The sequence below is a fragment of the Phenylobacterium sp. genome (genome assembly GCF_030693625.1).
GTDB classification, from domain to species: domain Bacteria; phylum Pseudomonadota; class Alphaproteobacteria; order Caulobacterales; family Caulobacteraceae; genus Phenylobacterium; species Phenylobacterium ferrooxidans.
Genome location: NZ_JAUYAF010000005.1, coordinates 18,593 through 34,101 on the forward strand (window position 1 = coordinate 18,593; position 15,509 = coordinate 34,101).

General features: G+C 65.8%; 14 protein-coding genes. 6 read left to right on the forward strand and 8 right to left on the reverse strand.

Annotation, left to right across the window (positions count from 1 at the left end; translation table 11 throughout):
- Window positions 1-11: 11 nt before the first annotated feature.
- Entirely contained in the window at window positions 12-3,098 is a 3,087-nt protein-coding gene (locus Q8N10_RS00840; protein ID WP_304781659.1) for a TonB-dependent receptor domain-containing protein, read from the forward strand.
- Between the two features lie 152 nt (window positions 3,099-3,250).
- Here Q8N10_RS00840 and Q8N10_RS00845 read toward each other — a convergent pair whose 3' ends face one another.
- The 5 genes from Q8N10_RS00845 to Q8N10_RS00865 form a co-directional block, all read right to left on the reverse strand.
- On the reverse strand, window positions 3,251-3,511 hold the full coding sequence (locus Q8N10_RS00845; RefSeq protein WP_304781654.1) for a hypothetical protein: 261 nt from the start codon (window positions 3,509-3,511) through the stop codon (window positions 3,251-3,253).
- A gap of 118 nt (window positions 3,512-3,629) precedes the next feature.
- Window positions 3,630-4,643: an NAD-dependent epimerase gene (locus Q8N10_RS00850; RefSeq protein ID WP_304781652.1), complete on the reverse strand. Its 1,014-nt coding sequence runs from the start codon at window positions 4,641-4,643 to the stop codon at window positions 3,630-3,632.
- 58 nt (window positions 4,644-4,701) lie between these two features.
- Window positions 4,702-6,642, reverse strand: a complete 1,941-nt coding sequence (locus tag Q8N10_RS00855; RefSeq protein ID WP_304781649.1) for a UDP-N-acetylglucosamine 4,6-dehydratase family protein — start codon at window positions 6,640-6,642, stop codon at window positions 4,702-4,704.
- 307 nt (window positions 6,643-6,949) lie between these two features.
- Window positions 6,950-7,642, reverse strand: a complete 693-nt coding sequence (locus Q8N10_RS00860) for a TorF family putative porin (protein WP_304781647.1) — start codon at window positions 7,640-7,642, stop codon at window positions 6,950-6,952.
- A 207-nt stretch (window positions 7,643-7,849) separates the two neighbouring features.
- Window positions 7,850-8,653, reverse strand: coding sequence for an SDR family NAD(P)-dependent oxidoreductase (locus Q8N10_RS00865; RefSeq protein WP_304781646.1), 804 nt, complete (start codon window positions 8,651-8,653; stop codon window positions 7,850-7,852).
- 96 nt (window positions 8,654-8,749) lie between these two features.
- Between Q8N10_RS00865 and queF the strand changes: the two genes are divergently transcribed.
- Window positions 8,750-9,205: a preQ(1) synthase gene (queF, locus tag Q8N10_RS00870; RefSeq protein WP_304781645.1), complete on the forward strand. Its 456-nt coding sequence runs from the start codon at window positions 8,750-8,752 to the stop codon at window positions 9,203-9,205.
- 321 nt (window positions 9,206-9,526) lie between these two features.
- Here the strand turns inward: queF and Q8N10_RS00875 are convergent, their stop codons facing one another.
- Both Q8N10_RS00875 and Q8N10_RS00880 read right to left on the reverse strand, forming a co-directional pair.
- On the reverse strand, window positions 9,527-11,026 hold the full coding sequence (locus Q8N10_RS00875) for a CehA/McbA family metallohydrolase (protein ID WP_304781644.1): 1,500 nt from the start codon (window positions 11,024-11,026) through the stop codon (window positions 9,527-9,529).
- A 106-nt stretch (window positions 11,027-11,132) separates the two neighbouring features.
- Window positions 11,133-11,744, reverse strand: coding sequence for a nitroreductase (locus Q8N10_RS00880; protein WP_304781643.1), 612 nt, complete (start codon window positions 11,742-11,744; stop codon window positions 11,133-11,135).
- Window positions 11,745-11,822: 78 nt separating this feature from the next.
- Here Q8N10_RS00880 and Q8N10_RS00885 point away from each other — a divergent pair, with 78 nt between their 5' ends.
- From Q8N10_RS00885 to Q8N10_RS00895, 3 genes are read left to right on the forward strand one after another with little or no spacing between them, the layout of a single operon-like run.
- Window positions 11,823-12,437, forward strand: a complete 615-nt coding sequence (locus Q8N10_RS00885; RefSeq protein ID WP_304781641.1) for an NUDIX hydrolase — start codon at window positions 11,823-11,825, stop codon at window positions 12,435-12,437.
- Window positions 12,438-12,465: 28 nt separating this feature from the next.
- A complete protein-coding gene (cysE, locus tag Q8N10_RS00890; protein ID WP_304781639.1) occupies window positions 12,466-13,296 on the forward strand; it encodes a serine O-acetyltransferase in 831 nt (276 codons plus the stop codon).
- A gap of 58 nt (window positions 13,297-13,354) precedes the next feature.
- A complete protein-coding gene (locus Q8N10_RS00895) occupies window positions 13,355-13,567 on the forward strand; it encodes a DUF3126 family protein (RefSeq protein WP_371130928.1) in 213 nt (70 codons plus the stop codon).
- A gap of 176 nt (window positions 13,568-13,743) precedes the next feature.
- Here the strand turns inward: Q8N10_RS00895 and Q8N10_RS00900 are convergent, their stop codons facing one another.
- A complete protein-coding gene (locus Q8N10_RS00900) occupies window positions 13,744-14,508 on the reverse strand; it encodes a PhoH family protein (protein ID WP_215339601.1) in 765 nt (254 codons plus the stop codon).
- Window positions 14,509-14,822: 314 nt separating this feature from the next.
- Here Q8N10_RS00900 and Q8N10_RS00905 point away from each other — a divergent pair, with 314 nt between their 5' ends.
- Window positions 14,823-15,353: a gamma carbonic anhydrase family protein gene (locus Q8N10_RS00905; RefSeq protein WP_304781633.1), complete on the forward strand. Its 531-nt coding sequence runs from the start codon at window positions 14,823-14,825 to the stop codon at window positions 15,351-15,353.
- The last annotated feature ends 156 nt before the right edge of the window (window positions 15,354-15,509 follow it).

The following is a 15,509-nucleotide window of genomic DNA, read 5'->3' on the forward strand; positions in this document are numbered from 1 at the left end:
AGGACTTAATCTTGAAAGCTGACTCAATGCGGTCGCGCCTGCTGGCGTCGACCATGATCTGCGGTGCGGCGTTCGCCGCCGCTGGCGCGGCCTACGCGCAAGACGCTGAAGTCACCGAAGTCGTCGTCACCGGTTCGCGGATCGTGCGCCAGGACTACGTGGCCAACAGCCCGATCTCGACCGTCACCGGCGAGCAGGTGGTGGCGAATTCGGACATCACGCTCGACACCTATCTGAACACCCTGCCGCAGGTGAACCCGTCCGGAACCACCACCTCCAACAACCCCGGCAACGGCGGCCAGTCCAACATCGACCTTCGCGGTCTGGGCTCAAACCGCAACGTCGTGCTGGTGGACGGTCGCCGTCCGATGGTGTCGTCCAACACCCTCACGGTTGACCTGAACACCATTCCCCAGGCCTTGATCGAAAGCATCGAAGTCATCACCGGCGGGGCCGGTGCGGCCTACGGCGCCGACGCCATCTCCGGCGCGGTCAACGTCAAGCTGAAGCGCAATTTCGAAGGCGTCGACATTCGCGCCAATTACTCGAACTCCACCGAGTACTGGGACGCCGAAGAGTACCAACTGTCGGCCGCCATCGGTGGAAACTTCGCCGACGGCAAGGGCAACGCGGTATTCGGCTTCGACCGTTCCTATCGCGAAGCGATGATCAAGTCGCAGCGTCCCTTCTCGCAGAACGCCACCTCGACGACGTCCTTCCTGCCGGAAGGCGCCCTGTTCTGGGCCAACACCAACGCCCCGAGCAAGGCCGCTCTGGACACCATCTTCGCCGGCTACGGCGTGACCCCGGCCCAGATCGCCCTGACTTCGGGCACCATCGGCTTCAACATGAACGGTTCGCTCTTCTACAAGGGCGTGTTCAACAACCCGCTGGACGTCCAGAACTTCAAGTACCCGATCGACGGCGCGGTGAACAAAGGTCTGTTCCCCGACCTTTACAGCTACAACTTCGACTTCGTAAACATCCTGACCCTGCCGCTCGACCGGTACTCCTTCATGACGAAGGTGAACTACGAGCTGGACAACGGCATCGAGTTCTTCGCCTCGGCCGGCTGGACGGAATACACCGCCGCCACCGCCCTGGCTCCGACGCCGTTCCCGACCGTCAACACCCGCAACGCCAGCACCGCCCGCACGCAGGACGTCGTCTCGGCCCTGGTCACCCCAGGTCAGCAGATCGCCCAGCAGTTGGTGGTCCCGACCACCAACCCCTTCATCCCGACAGACCTGCGCACCCTGCTGAACTCGCGGACGGGTGATGACCCGGCCCTGGTCGGCGCCGGCGCCACCGAGCCCTTCCGGATGCGTCAGCGCACCCTGGACCTCGGCCTGCGTCAGTCGACCTACGAAAACACAGTTGTCTCCTTCTTGGCCGGCCTCAAGGGCCCGGTGGGCGACACCGGCTTCAACTTCGAAGTCTCCGTGTCGGAAGGCCGCACGGAAATCGACCAGACCCAGAGCGGGAACCTGGCGACCCAAAAGTTGCAGACCCTGATCGAAGCGGCTGATGGCGGCGCCAGCATCTGCGCCGGCGGCTTCAACATCTTCGGCCGTCAGCCGATCTCGGCGGCCTGCCGGACCTACCTGGCCACCGGAACCACCCTGTCCACCGCCATGACCCAGCAGATCGCCCAGGGCTTTGTGACCGGCAAGGTCGGGACCCTCCCCGCCGGCGACGTCCAGATCGTGCTCGGCGCGGAGTATCGCGGCTTCGAATACAACTTCGATCCGGGTTCGGCCTCCGGCCCCATCTCGGGCTTCGGCACCCAGAACCCCGACCGGGGCACCAACTCCTTCAAGGACCTGTTTGGCGAAATCGCCATCCCGCTCGTGAAGGATCAACTTTATGTCCAGAGCCTGGAACTCAATCTCGGCGCCCGTTACTCCCAGAACGAATTCGCCGACAAGATTGCCGGCGACAAGGTCGAACTGGACGGCGTCTGGGCTTACAAGGCCGAGTTGAACTGGGAGGTCAACGACCTCCTGCGCGCTCGTGCTTCGTACCAGCGCTCGGTCCGCGCCCCGAACTTCGGGGAACTGTTCTCCGGCGGTGGCTCGGCTCCTCAGTACTTCGACCCCTGCTCGGTCACCAGCCAGGCCCGTAAGGGCGCCACTGCGGCCCAGGTCACGGCGCTCTGCCAGACCGCCGGCTTCAACGGTGGCGTCTCCGGTTCGGCGATTGGCAATTTCGTGCAGACCCCGGGTTCGCAGATCGGCGTCGACGTGCTCGGCAACAAGGCCCTGAAGCCGGAAGAAGGCACCACCTTCACCGCCGGCCTGGTCTGGAAGTCCCCGTGGGAAAACCAGTGGCTCTCGCGTCTGCAAGGCTCGGTTGACTACTACAACGTCAAGATCGACGACGCGATCCTGACCCCGACCCCCAACCAGATCGTGGCGGCCTGCTACAACTACTATGGCACCAACTCGACCTACAGCGCCGCCAACACCAACTGCGACGGCATCCTCCGGGTCGGCGGGGACATCCTCTGGATCTACAACCCCAACAACGGCTACAACGAGTTCACCGCCTCCAACGGCGGTCACCAGAAGACCTCCGGCATCGACTTCCAGTTCGATTACGGCTTCGACCTGGAATGGTTCGGTGCGCCTTCGAACTGGGGCTCTGTCCGTATCGGCGCGGTCCTGACGCATGTGATCGAGTTCAAGCAACAGGACCCGCTTTCCGGCGTGCCGGAACTCGACTTCGCGGGCACCGTCTCCTACTTCGGCGCCGGCCTCGGCACGAGCTTCCCGGACTGGAAGGCCACCATCAACACCAACTACTCGGTGGGTGACTTCAAGTTCGACGCCCGCGCTCGCTACATCGCGGCGATGGACAACCGTCTGAACATCGAGTTCCCGGGTGAAACCCAGTTCACGGGTACGGACGCTGTCTGGTACCTCGACCTGTCGGGCACCTACGCGCTGTCGGACAATGTCGAGTTCAAGCTCGGCGTGAACAACGTCTTCAATAAGGAAGCCGAGACCTACGCGCCGAACGTTCAGTCCGGCACCGATCCGTCCACCTACGACGTCGTCGGTCGTCGGGTGTTCGGCGGCATCAAGCTGCGCTTCTAAGCCCAGCCTGAGCTAACGAAACGGGGGCGGCGGACTTCGGTCCGCCGCCCTTTTTCGTGGGCGCCGCTGGGGTGTCCCGGACGGCGGCGCAACGGAAAACGCCGCGGGCGATGCCGCGGCGTTGTTGTCGTTCCTAAGCGGGAGAATGACCCCTAGCGGATCGTCGCGACCGCAGTGGTGGTGGGGGAATAGAGGCCAAGCAGGCCTTCCCGGTCGGCGACCGCACGGGCCGCGCGCGCGGCGTTCTGGCAGATAAGCCCCTTGACCTGGCCAGACAGGCACTGCTGCAGCGCAGCTTCACGCTCATAGGCGTTGTCGCGGAAATAGGTGAAGGAGCGGTCCACGGACCCCCAACCCACCGAGGCGGTGATGGCGGCCACAGCCACGCCGCACCAGAAGACCGCACGTATCATTTTGAAGCGCCCCCGGAAGCACCAGGTGCAAGTCCTAGGCCCCATTCTGGGGGGGCTCAAGCGCACGCCCGCGCTGCGCGAAGATGCCTCACCCTGGAAGGTGAGGGGGCCGAGCGATCTACGTCCTGTAATAGTCGCGATACCAGTCCACGAACCTGCCGATCCCCGTCTCGATTGGGGTCTTGGGCGCGTAGTCCAGGGCGGCCTGGGTTTCGGTCGTATCGGCCTCTGTGCGGCTGACGTCGCCGGGCTGCATGGGCAGCAGGTTCAGCTGCGCCTTGACGCCGAGCTTCTCCTCAAGCACCTCGATATAGCGCATCAGCTCCACCCGCTGGCTGTTCCCAAGGTTGAGGATCCGCCAGGGCGCGACGCCGCTGGTGGCGGGATTGGGCGCAAGCGGGTCCCAGGCCGCATCGATGGCGGCGGGCCGATCCAGGGCTGCGACGACGCCCGAGACGATGTCGTCAACATAGGTGAAGTCCCGCTGCATCTTGCCCTCGCCGTAGACGTCGATGGGTTCGCCCTTGAGGATCGCCTCGGTGAACTTGAACAGCGCCATGTCGGGGCGGCCCCAGGGGCCGTACACGGTGAAGAACCGGAAGCCTGTGGAGGGGATGCCGAACAGGTGAGCGTAGGAGTGGGCCATGGACTCGTTGGCGAGCTTGGTGGCCGCATAGAGGGTGATCGGGTGATGCACCGCGTCCCGCACCGAGAAGGGCAGCTTGCCATTGGCGCCGTAGACCGAGCTGGTGGAGGCGAAGACCAGGTGCTTCGGCTGGACCGCCCGGCACCCCTCCAGGATATTCAGGAAGCCGACGACATTGGCGTCCACATAGGCCTCGGGATTTTCCAGGCTGTAGCGGACGCCGGCCTGGGCGGCCAGGTTGATGACGCCGTCCGGCTTGGTGTCTGCAAATAGCCGCGCCACGGCCTGGCGATTTGCCAGGTCGATCTTGGCGTGGCGATAGCCCTTGCGGGCTTCCAGCCGGGCCAGGCGCGCCTGCTTGAGGGTCGGATCGTAATAGGCGTTCAGGTCATCCAGGCCCACGACCTCGTCCCCGCGGTCCAGCAGCCGGTGGGCGGTGTGCGAGCCGATGAAGCCTGCCGATCCGGTGACCAGGATAACCGCCATGAGTCTCTCTTACGCTGCGCGATGCGATGTCTGGAGCCGAGCGCCAGTGATCCGGCGTCTAGCCGTTGGCGACGACCCGGAGGGCGGGCGCCGCGCCGGGCTTCTCGCCGCGGATCTGAGCGACCAGGTCGAAGAGCGCGCGGCGCACCTCATCGACGTCGCCCTTGTCGGCGAGGCCTTCGAGGTCGAGCAGATGGTTTGCATTGATGCGCAGGGCGGAGGAGGAAACCACCTCCATGACCTTGGGGGCGCAGGGTAGGGACCGTTCAGTTTCGTCCAGCAGGGCCTCGGTGAGCTTCTCGCCGGGACGCAGGCCGGTGATCTCGATCTCGATGTCCTTTCCGGGCGTGCGACCGGACAGGGCGATCATCTGCCGGGCGAGGTCCATGATCCGGACGGGCTCGCCCATTTCCAGGAGGAACAGCCGCGCATGTGCGGCGTCCGCGCCCTCGGCGCAGGTCGCCGTCGCGTGCAGGACAAGCTGGGCGGCCTCCGGAATGGTCATGAAGAAGCGAGCCATGTCCTCATGGGTCACGGTGACGGGGCCGCCTCGGTCGATCTGCGACTTGAAGATCGGCACTACAGAACCGGCCGACCCGAGAACATTTCCGAACCGGACCGCCGAGAAGCGCGTGCCCCGGCCATTCTGCTGAGCCTGGATAACCGCTTCGGCCAACCGCTTGGTGGCGCCCATCACGTTGGACGGATCCACCGCCTTGTCGGTCGAGATCAGGACCATCTGGGATGCACCGCAGGCACGCGCGCCCTCAGCCACGTTCCAGGTGCCGACCACATTGGTCAGAACCCCCTCGCATGGATGCCGCTCGACCATGGAGACGTGTTTCAGCGCCGCGGCGTGGAAGACCAGGTCAGGTTTCTGGCGTTGGAAGCAATCGGCCACCCGGTTGGCGTTCCGCACATCCACCAGGGCCGCGTGCCGCGACAGGGTCGGAAAGGTCTCGCCCAACTCGCGGTCGATCTCGAACAACGAGGTCTCGGAAAAGTCGAGCATGGTGATGTGGCCGGCCTGGAAGGCGGCGACCTGCCGCACCAGTTCGGCGCCGATGGAGCCGCCGGCCCCGGTGATCAGCACGCGGCGGCCGCGGATCAGGGCCTTGACCGCCTCATGGTCAAGCTCGATCGGCTCACGGGCCAGCAGCTCTTCAACGCTGATCTCGCGCATGGGAAGCAGGGCCATGCCGTCGTGCTGGGACAGCTCGACAATGGACGGCAGGCGCAGCAGCCGAATGCCGTCGTTCTTCAGCTGGCCGAGCTGATCGGCCGTGAGGCCCTTCAGGCGACCCGGTTCGTCCAGGAACAGGATGGCGCGCGGATAACGGTTCCAGCGCCTCAGGTCGGCCAGGGCCGCGGCCAGGTTGTCGATGCACTCGATGATGCAGACGCCGCGGACCTGCTGGCCCACGTCGCGGGCGTCGGGACCGACGATGCCGACCGCGGTCCAGGCGTGGTCATGACGCCGCGCGACGTCGCGTAGATAGGTGTCGGCCAGCGCCATGGGACCGATCAGCAGGAGGGACGGGGCCTGGGGCGCGCGATCGCGCACGGATTTCAGCGGCGCGAAGCTGTCCAGGGCGTGCTCGTGCAGCGCGCGGCGCATGATCCGAGCCCCCATGGAGCCCGCCATCTGGAAGATTGGGGCCATGGCGAGGACCGAGCGCGGCAGTCCGCTGGCTCGGTCAATAACAAACACCGCCAGCAGGAAGACCCCCGCAGTCAGGACAGCCGTCCTGGCGAGCACCAGGGCGTCGGGAATGGAGACATAGCGCCACGGCGACAGCTCACGTCGGAACATCGTGGAAAACACAGCAGCCAGGGCGGCGTACAGACCGATGAGTTGAACGACATTCAGGGTGGAGAGGTCGCCATCGTCGAGCCCCACTGTGCGGCTCGACGACAGGAAGAATGCGAGGAGGAAGGCCCCAGCCGCGATCAGCGTATCGACGACGATGGTCTGGGCTCGGTTGGCCATCTGCTCCATGAATCGCGCTCCGCTCTGGTCGTCCGACCAGCACCATAGAGGGGTGGGCGCGACCGTCCAATGAAACTCCCCTCGCGGGAGCTATCCGCCCTGAAACGGGCAACGTCGCAGCTCTTCACCAGCACGACGTGTGATGCATCGTAGGGCTCGGCAAAGGCGAGTGAAAGGCCAGAGCCCATCCAGCCGCCCGCCTGCTGGGTCGGGCTCGTACGGCAGGGATGAATCTCCGGGCCGATGTTCGTCGCCCGGAAAAAGAAAAGCCGCCCCTGCGAGGGGGCGGCTTCCCAGATCGTCGCGTGTGCGAAGCTTAGAAGCTGGCCTTCACGCCCAGAACGACCTTCGACTCATAGATGTCGCCGAAGCCGTGTTCGTCGGTGTCATGGTAGCGCAGGTCGAAGCCCACGGTGTCGTTGAGGGCATAGCTCACACCCAGGTTCCAGGTGTTGTAGTCAGCCGGGCCTTCGATTTCCTGGTGGCCGACGGCGCCGGAAACCGAAACCTTCTCGGCGACCGGGACGGCGCCGTTGACTTCATAGTAGGTGGCCTTGCCGGTCTTGCCGAAGAACTCGGGCGAATAGAAGACCAGGGCGCCGACGGTGGCCGGACCCACGGCGGTCGAGGCCGCAGCCTTGTACTCGACGTAGTCTTCGTGGCTGCCGGTCGGCTGATTGGTGTAGCCGTAGTAGTAGACCCCGAAGTCGAGGTTCACGACGCCGATGGTCGGCTTGATGCCGGCATAGATGTCGTATTCCAGGTCCGTGCCGTTGCCGAACTCGACATTGGACACCCAGACGCCGGCATAGCCGATGCCGTACAGGGTGGCGTCGGCGCCGCCGAAGATCTGGCCTTCGTTATCGGTCTGGCTGACACCGCGGAACACATAGTCCGTCGCGGCGCCGAGGTTGAAGGACAGCGCGATGTCTTCATCGGCCGCGAGAGCGCTTCCACCCATGGCGGCGGTGGCCGCGGCGGCGACAAGCATGGTCTTCAGAATGTTCATTTTCGTTATCCCCTTATATCCAGCCGAGCTTCGCCCAACCGTCGCCGGAGATCGCCAGTTGAAGACCTCCAGATCAACGCAGGGCGAAGCCGCAGCGCGCCCTAGCTACTCGCTGCGCGAAATTTGTGCGTCAACAGCGGCGGGCGCCGTGCAATTAGGCGCCAAGCTGTGCCTTGGACGCCACGGTCACGCTTTGCGGGTCAAGCCTCAACGCATCGCCAGCGGCGAATAGTTCAGGTGAGTCCCCGCATCCACCAGCAGGGTCTCGCCGGTGACGTGTTTCGATGCAGGGGCGGCGAGGAACACCGCGGCGCCGGCGATATCCTCGGCCGTCGAGGCGGCCTTGAGGGGGGTGGAGGCGGCTGCGCCGTCGCGCATCTTCTGGGCGCGCTCTGCCCCGACGCCCTTGCCGAACCAGGGGGTGTCGATGAACCCGGGGCAGATGGCGTTGACCCGGATCTTGGGCGCCAGGGCCCGGGCGAGGGACAGGGTCATGGTGGTGAGCGCCCCCTTTGAGGCGGCGTAGGGCACCGACGAGCCAATCCCGGCGACGCCGGCGATCGACGAAGTGTTGACCACGGCGCCTGGTTGGGGCGCCGCCTCCAGCAGGACCCGCGCGGCCCGGACCATCTGGTAGGCGCCCACGACATTCACACTATAGAGGCGCAGGAAGTCGTCGGCGGTCACAGCGTCCAGATCGGCGTGGTTGGGCGCAAATTTCGTCACGCCGGCATTGTTGAACAGGGCGTCGATGCGGCCGAAGGGCTCGGCCGCCGCGGCGATTTTGCGGCAATCGTCGTCGGAGGCGACATCGCCCTGCACGACAATGGCTTTTGCGCCGTGCGCCTCGACCTGGCGGGCGGTCTCGGCGGCCTCATCGGCGCTGGACGCGTAGTTGATGATCACCGCCGCAGCGCCGCGGCTGGCGGTCTCCACGGCTATGGCGCGACCCAGGCCGGTGGAGGCGCCGGTCACCACGACCACGAAATCTTGGAAATCCTTGCCGCTCATCGCGCGTTCTCTCCCTGAAGCTTTGGGCTGTGATAGCGCCTCGCCGCGTTGGAGTCTCTGTTGCGGGGCCGGCTTGCGGGGCGTAAAGCGCCCGCCATGGACGAGACCCACCTGACCCAACTCGGCCGCGAAGTCCGCGGCTTCGACTCGCCGGAGGAGGCCGTTCTGGAGCGGGTCCCCAACCCGCAGGCCGACACGCTGTATCTGGCGCGCTTCACGGTTCCGGAGTTCACCTCGCTCTGCCCGGTGACCGGCCAGCCCGACTTCGCGCACCTGGTGATCGACTATGCGCCGGGACCCTGGCTGATCGAGTCGAAATCTCTGAAGCTGTATCTCGGGTCTTTTCGCAACCATGGCGCCTTCCACGAGGACTGCACCGTCGCCATCGGCCGCAAGATCGTCGAGGTGGCTGAGCCCGTCTGGCTGCGGATCGGCGGCTACTGGTTCCCCCGTGGCGGTATCCCCATCGACGTTTTCTGGCAGAGCGGCCGCGCTCCGGCCGACCTCTGGCTGCCGGATCAAGGTGTTGCGACCTATCGCGGTCGCGGCTGACGAGTTTAAAGGCGGCGATAGTCGCTGCTGCTGATGTCTGACCGTGTAGTGGAAGGTCAAACGCCAAGCGTCACAGTAGACAGGGGCCGATGTTCACCGCGAACGTTCGGTCTCCGGCGGCGGAAGGAGCCGCGAGCGCGCGCCTGTAGCGCTCGAATCAACCGTCGACTAGCCGACGCCGCGAAAATGGGATAAGGCTTAATCGCCCAACTCTCCTCGGGCGTGTCACACTTCAGGCCGGGCGGCGACCCTTCGCCGTCCGGCCGTCGTGTTTCAGGCGACCTGGCAGGCCCGATCAGAGCTGCGGACCGGCCGCGGGCTTCACCGAGGCGGGACCAGGTAGACGGGGTTGCCAAGCAACCGGAGGCGGCCATCGGCGCCTCGCACGTCGACCCGCAACCAGTGGGCGGCGCCGTCCGCCTTAATCTGGAAGGACAGTGTCTGGTCCTGGCTGGTGATGTCCAGCCGACGCACGGCTGCGAGACTTGCGCCATCGCCCCTCAATTCGACGACGCCGCCGGCGACCCCGCTCACGTGAACCTGCAACAGAACGGCGTCACCGGCCTGCGCGAGCAACTGGTCGCCCATCTGAGCCGTCTGATCGCCCAGGGTCGCGGTGACCTCCAGCAGGCGTTCACCCTCGCCTTCGACGTCGATGAAGACATGGCCCCGGCGCAGGCCCTCAAGGATGGAGACCTGCGACAGGTCCGCCGCATGGACCACTGTGGTCGGATAGCCGATGGCGCCCGGCTTGGTGGGACTCAGTCCGGTGTCGTGGTTGTCGGAGCCGCCGACGGCCGTGATCCGGTGACCGGCGTTCAGCCGCGCCTCCCAGAACGGAATGCCCGACACCGCGCTTTCGGCGCCGCCCGGGAAGGCGAGGGATCCGCCGTTCACCACCTCGATGGCCTGGATGCGGGCGAAGTCCGTGGGCTTGGCCACCCAGCCGCAGCCCATGCAGAGCTCGCCCGACGGAAGGCCGGGGTGATTGATGGATATGAGCCCCCCGGCCTTCTCCACCTGACCCTGCAGTGTGGTCAGGTCCTGCGCGCGGGGCGAACCGAGCTGGAAGTCGAGGAAGCCGGTCGGGCCAAACACGTTGGCGTGGCCCTGGAAGGTGGTGACCTCGCGTCCGGGGAGCAGGAGGAGGTCGTCGAAATAGGGCGCCAGCTCGCGCAAGGCCTGATTCTGCGATGTCGCGTTGTGGTCGGTCACCGAAATGAAATCGAGGCCCCGGGCCGCAGCGGCTTCCAGCGTCCTGAACACCGGGCAGGGGACTCTGTGGCCCTTGCGCGACGCGCAGGCGCCATCGGAATGGGCGGTATGGACGTGCAGGTCGCCGCGGAACCAGGCGGGACCGGGCTTCACCGCTGTCGACTGGAATCCGCCGAACGCCGCGCCCCGCTCGAAATAGACGCGCGCGGTGTATTCGGCCTGCGCGCCCTCACGCAGGTTGGGGACGCCCAGGACCAGCTTCCACTCTCCGGAGGGCAGCGGTCCGGGGAGATATGAGGCGGTCGCCTCGGCTTCCGAGACGGTGAAACGGGTCTTGTTCCCACCGCTCCAGCCGCGAAACCGCTGGGGATCACGCAGGCCCAGGTCGATGACAGACTTCTGATCCTTGCCGGTGTGCTCGAATTCCACGGTTAGCCGCGTCGTTCCGGCCGGGACGTGGAACGGAACCTCCCGGTAGGTCTGGTGATCGGCCGCCGTCATGACGCCGCGAAGCGTGGCGTCGGGAGCCCGCGCGGCTGACGCTCCGCCGCCCGCAAGCGCGACGCAGACCGCGACGATCGCCGCCAGGGATCGGAAAGGGATCATGACAACCGCCACTCTATAGCCACCCGCGAGGCTCGGCCAAGCTCCCGATCCCCGGCGGCGCAGCCCGGTCTCGCAGGATTGGAGGGGCCGGGATGCCGACGACGTGTCAGGGCCGCCAGGCCGTTATCAAGGCGGCGACGTCAGGCCGCTCGCGTTCCTGCGGGGGCTCCTTGGGGGTGCCCAGGAATATGTAGCCCGCCACCTTTTCCGCAGGCTCCAGGCCCAGGATCGCCTTGGCCTCGTCATCATAGGCGTACCAGTCGGTGATCCAGTTGGCGCCGTAGCCAAGAGCCTGAGCGGCGTAGAGCAGGGTCGTGCACACCGCGCCGACCGAGAGCAGTTGCTCCCATTCGGGGATTTCACCCGCCTGGGGCCGCGAGACCACCGCCACGCAGAGGGGTGGGATTTTCAGCTTGCCGAGCTTGGCGGCGGCCCGGGCGTCGCCGCGGGAATTGGCCAAGGCCTCCAGGCGATCGGCGAAGACCGCCTTGGCGGCCGGCTCCAGGATGATGAAACGCCAGGGCGCCAGTTTGCCGTGGTCAGGCACGCGCGCTGCGAGCTGCAGCAAGGCGTCCAGTTCGCTGGCCGTGGGAGCGGGCTCGGCCAGGGTCACCGCCGAGGCCGAGCGTCGGGTGGCCAGGAAGGCCAGCACTTCGGGCGCGGGGTGTTGCGGGGCCGGCTGGCCGAAGAGCGGGGCGGCGGGAAGCGACAGGGTCATCTCAAAGCGCGCCTCATTAGGAAAGCCGATAGGGGAGTTCTCTTACTATGGGGGTGGTTTCGCAAGCTAGTTGAGAACATGTCGCAAAAACCAGACTGGCTTGTCGCCCACGGGAAGCCCTGGCGCAGGGGACCGCCCCGCCCGATCTATGACAATCCCTGGATCAGCCTGACCGAGTACGACGCCGTCGCCCCGACCGGGGCGGACGCGCTGTATGGCGTGGTGGGCTTCAAGAATTTCGCCCTGGCCATCCTGCCGGTCCATGATGACGGCACGATCACCCTGGTGGGCCAGAACCGACTGCCCTGCGACGACTACAGCTGGGAGATTCCCGAGGGCGGCGGGCCGCTGGCCGACGATCCCCTGGAGAGCGCCAAGCGCGAACTGCTGGAAGAAACCGGTCTGGCCGCGGCCCGTTGGCGGGAGATCCTGCGGATGCAGCTCTCCAACTCGGTCACCGACGAACAGGCTTTCGGATACCTCGCCACGGGCCTGAGCCAGGTCCACGCCGAGCCGCAGGGCGACGGCACCGAAGATATCCTGAGGGCGCGCGTACCTTTTCGGGAAGCGCTGGACGCCGCGATCGGGGGTTATATGCGCGACGCCCTGACGGTTGCGATGCTGCTGCGGGGCTACCACATGGCCAGGGAGGGCGCATTGCCGCGCGAACTCTCGGCGGCCATGCTAGGATAAGAGGAACGTCATGGGACGGGAGGAACCGATGAGCCAGCGTCTGGAAGTCATCGACCCGGCATCACCGCCGCCGGTCTGGGCCGCACTGCGCAACGAAGCCGAGCGGGCCGCCCAGTCGGAACCCGCGCTGGCCTCGCTGCTGAACGCCGTGGTGCTGAGCCACCACGACCTGGGCGCAGCGTTGAGCTACCAGCTGGCTCGCAAGCTGGGCGACCAGGAACTGCGCGCCATGAGCCTGCGGGAACTGGCCGACGCCGCCTACAAGTCCGACCCCAAGCTCGTGGACATCGCCGAGGCCGACCTGAAGGCGGTGTTCGAGCGGGACCCGGCCTGCAAGGGCTATGTCCAGCCGTTCCTGTTCTTCAAGGGCTTCCAGGCCCTCCAGGCCCAGCGCGTGGCGCACTGGCTGTGGGGTCAGGGCCGCGAGACCATCGCGCTCTATCTGCAGAGCCGGATGAGCGAGATTTTCCAGGTGGATATCCACCCGGCGACCCAGATCGGCTCGGGCGTGTTCATCGACCACGGCACCGGCATCGTCATCGGCGAGACCGCGGTGATCGGCGACGACGTCTCCATGATGCAGGACGTAACCCTGGGCGGCACGGGCGCCGAGCGGGGTGATCGCCACCCCAAGATCGGCAAGGGCGTTCTGCTGAGCGCTGGGGCCAAGGTGCTCGGCAATATCCTCATCGGCGACTACGCCAAGATCGCCGCCGGTTCGGTGGTGCTGAAGCCGGTTCCGGCCCATTGCACGGCGGCCGGCGTGCCGGCCCGCCTGGTCAACTGCCCGACCTGCGAGGAGCCTGCCCGCAGCATGGACCACACCCTGGCCGACGCCGTGTACGACTACGTCATCTGACGGTTTTACGTGCAGGCCGCGACCAGCTAGGTTCCGCGGCTGTTGAATCGCCGAGGAGATGGCCGTGGACGAGAGAATGATGCGCAAGCTCGAGGGCCACATGCGGGGCACCTTCGCCAATGCGCGGATCAACTTGGTCCCGCGTCCGAAACAGAAGGACTCGGCTGAGGTCTATATCAACGACGAGTTCATCGGCGTGGTCTTCGAGGACGAAGACGGCGACGGCTCCTTCATGTTCGAGATGGCGATCCTCGCCGAAGACCTGCCCTAGCAGAATGTGGAATGGGCCGCCGGCCCTGCCGGCGGCGTAGTCCCGACGCCAAGACGACGGGCCGCCTCGTCTTTGGTCTCTCAATGCAACTGTATGCGCTGCTCGCGCGCGTTGACGCCCAGGGACGACCGTTCCGTCGGCCGGCGCCGGAGGATCCGGAGCCGGCCTGGGGAGAATCAGAGGACGCCCAGCATCTCGGCGACCAGCGGGTGACGAACGATGTCGCGGTCCTTCAGGCGGACGACGGCGATGTTTGAGACGGCTTCCAGCTTGTCGGCAACCGGGCCCAGGCCCGAGAGTTCGGGCAGCAGGTCGGACTGGTTGGGGTCGCCGGTGACCACCATGGTGGAGTGCCAGCCCAGGCGGGTCAGCAGCATCTTCAGCTGGCCGTAGGTGCAGTTCTGAGCCTCGTCGATCACCACGAAGGCGTTGTTGAGGGTCCGACCGCGCATGAACCCGACCGGAGCGATCTCGATGGCGCCCTCGGTCATCAGGGCCCGAACCCGCTTCATGGAGAGCCGGTCGGACAGGGCGTCATAGAGGGGGCGCAGGTAGGGGGCGAGCTTGTCCTCCATCTCGCCGGGCAGGAAGCCCAGGGACTCGCCGGCCTCGACGGCGGGGCGGGAGAGCACGATGCGGCCCACCTTGCCGGCCTCCAGGGCCTCCACGGCCTTGGCGATGGCGAGGTAGGTCTTGCCCGTGCCTGCCGGACCCAGCGCCATCACCAGGTTCTTGGCGTCGATGGCGGCGATCAGTTCGTCCTGGCCCGGCGACTTGGACTTGATGGTCTTCAGATACCCCTGCTCTCGGTCATCATTGTGATGGGCCAAGGGCGACCAGGCCCGTTCTACGGGCAGGCGGCGAATCTTGCCGTCATCCTGGAATTGGCCGGCGTCGAAGGCGCCTTCGCGCACTTGTCGCTTCAGGGCTCGCTTGGTCATCAAAGCCTCCGTAAGAGCATGAAAAAAGGGCGTATCCGCAATGGATCGCCCTTCGAGGTCGACTGGTGATGTGAGACAGACCGGCGTCGTGCGCAGCCCGGTGGACCGCTTTCGCTTCGCAATGCTGGCGGATGAGCCCGCCGAAGCCACAAACGCGACACCCTCGTCTCCGTCATGCGGGACGCCAGAACCGAAAACCGGCCCTAGCCGGTTCGGGAAGGCTATCGCCCTCTCGAATCGCCCGACTAAGATGATCCTAACGGGGTTAATCGCGGATTAAGCAAAGGATCCGTGACAATAGTGAGGGTGCGACAATGAGTGTCTATAACTTGGGCGATGTGGCTCCGGAGCTTCCGGGTCCGGACGAATACTGGATAGCGCCAAACGCGGCGGTGATGGGAAACGTGATTCTCAAGAAAAACGCCTCGGTGTGGTTCGGTGCGACCATTCGTGGCGACAACGACCCGATCATCATCGGCGAGAACTCCAACGTTCAGGACGGCTCGGTCCTGCACACCGACTCAGGCTCTCCCCTGACCATTGGGGCCAATGTCACGGTGGGGCACATGGTGATGCTTCACGGCTGCTCGATCGGCGACAACTCCCTGGTGGGGATCGGCTCGATCATCCTCAACGGGGCGAAGATCGGGAAGAACTGCCTGATCGGCGCCAATGTGCTGATCACCGAGGGCAAGGAAATCCCCGACAATTCCCTGGTCATGGGCGCCCCGGGCAAGGTGGTCCGCGAGGTCTCCGAGGGCCAGGCGCGCATGCTGGCGGGCGGGGCGATGCACTACGTGGCCAACTGGCAGCGCTATAAGAGAGAATTGAGGGCGGCGGGTTAGGCCGCCCTCGCACCCCTAGGGCGTATCGACATTCAGGATTCTCACGGCGAGAGATGTCTGATTCATAGGGCTCCGTTCGATGGACGGAGCCCCTTTGATGTCGGTGAAGCGCTACGAGTTGAGCCAGGTGCAGTGGAAGCGGTTCGCGGACCTGCT

What these genes read in the sequence shown, in the direction of transcription:
- Q8N10_RS00875 (WP_304781644.1), bottom strand. Translation starts at nt 11,026, where the DNA reads ATGATCCCTTTCCGATCCCTGGCGGCGATCGTCGCGGTCTGCGTCGCG.
- Q8N10_RS00860 (WP_304781647.1), bottom strand. Translation starts at nt 7,642, where the DNA reads ATGAACATTCTGAAGACCATGCTTGTCGCCGCCGCGGCCACCGCCGCC.
- Q8N10_RS00845 (WP_304781654.1), bottom strand. Translation starts at nt 3,511, where the DNA reads ATGATACGTGCGGTCTTCTGGTGCGGCGTGGCTGTGGCCGCCATCACC.
- Q8N10_RS00850 (WP_304781652.1), bottom strand. Translation starts at nt 4,643, where the DNA reads ATGGCGGTTATCCTGGTCACCGGATCGGCAGGCTTCATCGGCTCGCAC.
- cysE (WP_304781639.1), top strand. Translation starts at nt 12,466, where the DNA reads ATGAGCCAGCGTCTGGAAGTCATCGACCCGGCATCACCGCCGCCGGTC.
- Q8N10_RS00905 (WP_304781633.1), top strand. Translation starts at nt 14,823, where the DNA reads ATGAGTGTCTATAACTTGGGCGATGTGGCTCCGGAGCTTCCGGGTCCG.
- Q8N10_RS00885 (WP_304781641.1), top strand. Translation starts at nt 11,823, where the DNA reads ATGTCGCAAAAACCAGACTGGCTTGTCGCCCACGGGAAGCCCTGGCGC.
- Q8N10_RS00880 (WP_304781643.1), bottom strand. Translation starts at nt 11,744, where the DNA reads ATGACCCTGTCGCTTCCCGCCGCCCCGCTCTTCGGCCAGCCGGCCCCG.
- Q8N10_RS00895 (WP_371130928.1), top strand. Translation starts at nt 13,355, where the DNA reads ATGGCCGTGGACGAGAGAATGATGCGCAAGCTCGAGGGCCACATGCGG.
- Q8N10_RS00855 (WP_304781649.1), bottom strand. Translation starts at nt 6,642, where the DNA reads ATGGAGCAGATGGCCAACCGAGCCCAGACCATCGTCGTCGATACGCTG.
- queF (WP_304781645.1), top strand. Translation starts at nt 8,750, where the DNA reads ATGGACGAGACCCACCTGACCCAACTCGGCCGCGAAGTCCGCGGCTTC.
- Q8N10_RS00865 (WP_304781646.1), bottom strand. Translation starts at nt 8,653, where the DNA reads ATGAGCGGCAAGGATTTCCAAGATTTCGTGGTCGTGGTGACCGGCGCC.
- Q8N10_RS00900 (WP_215339601.1), bottom strand. Translation starts at nt 14,508, where the DNA reads ATGACCAAGCGAGCCCTGAAGCGACAAGTGCGCGAAGGCGCCTTCGAC.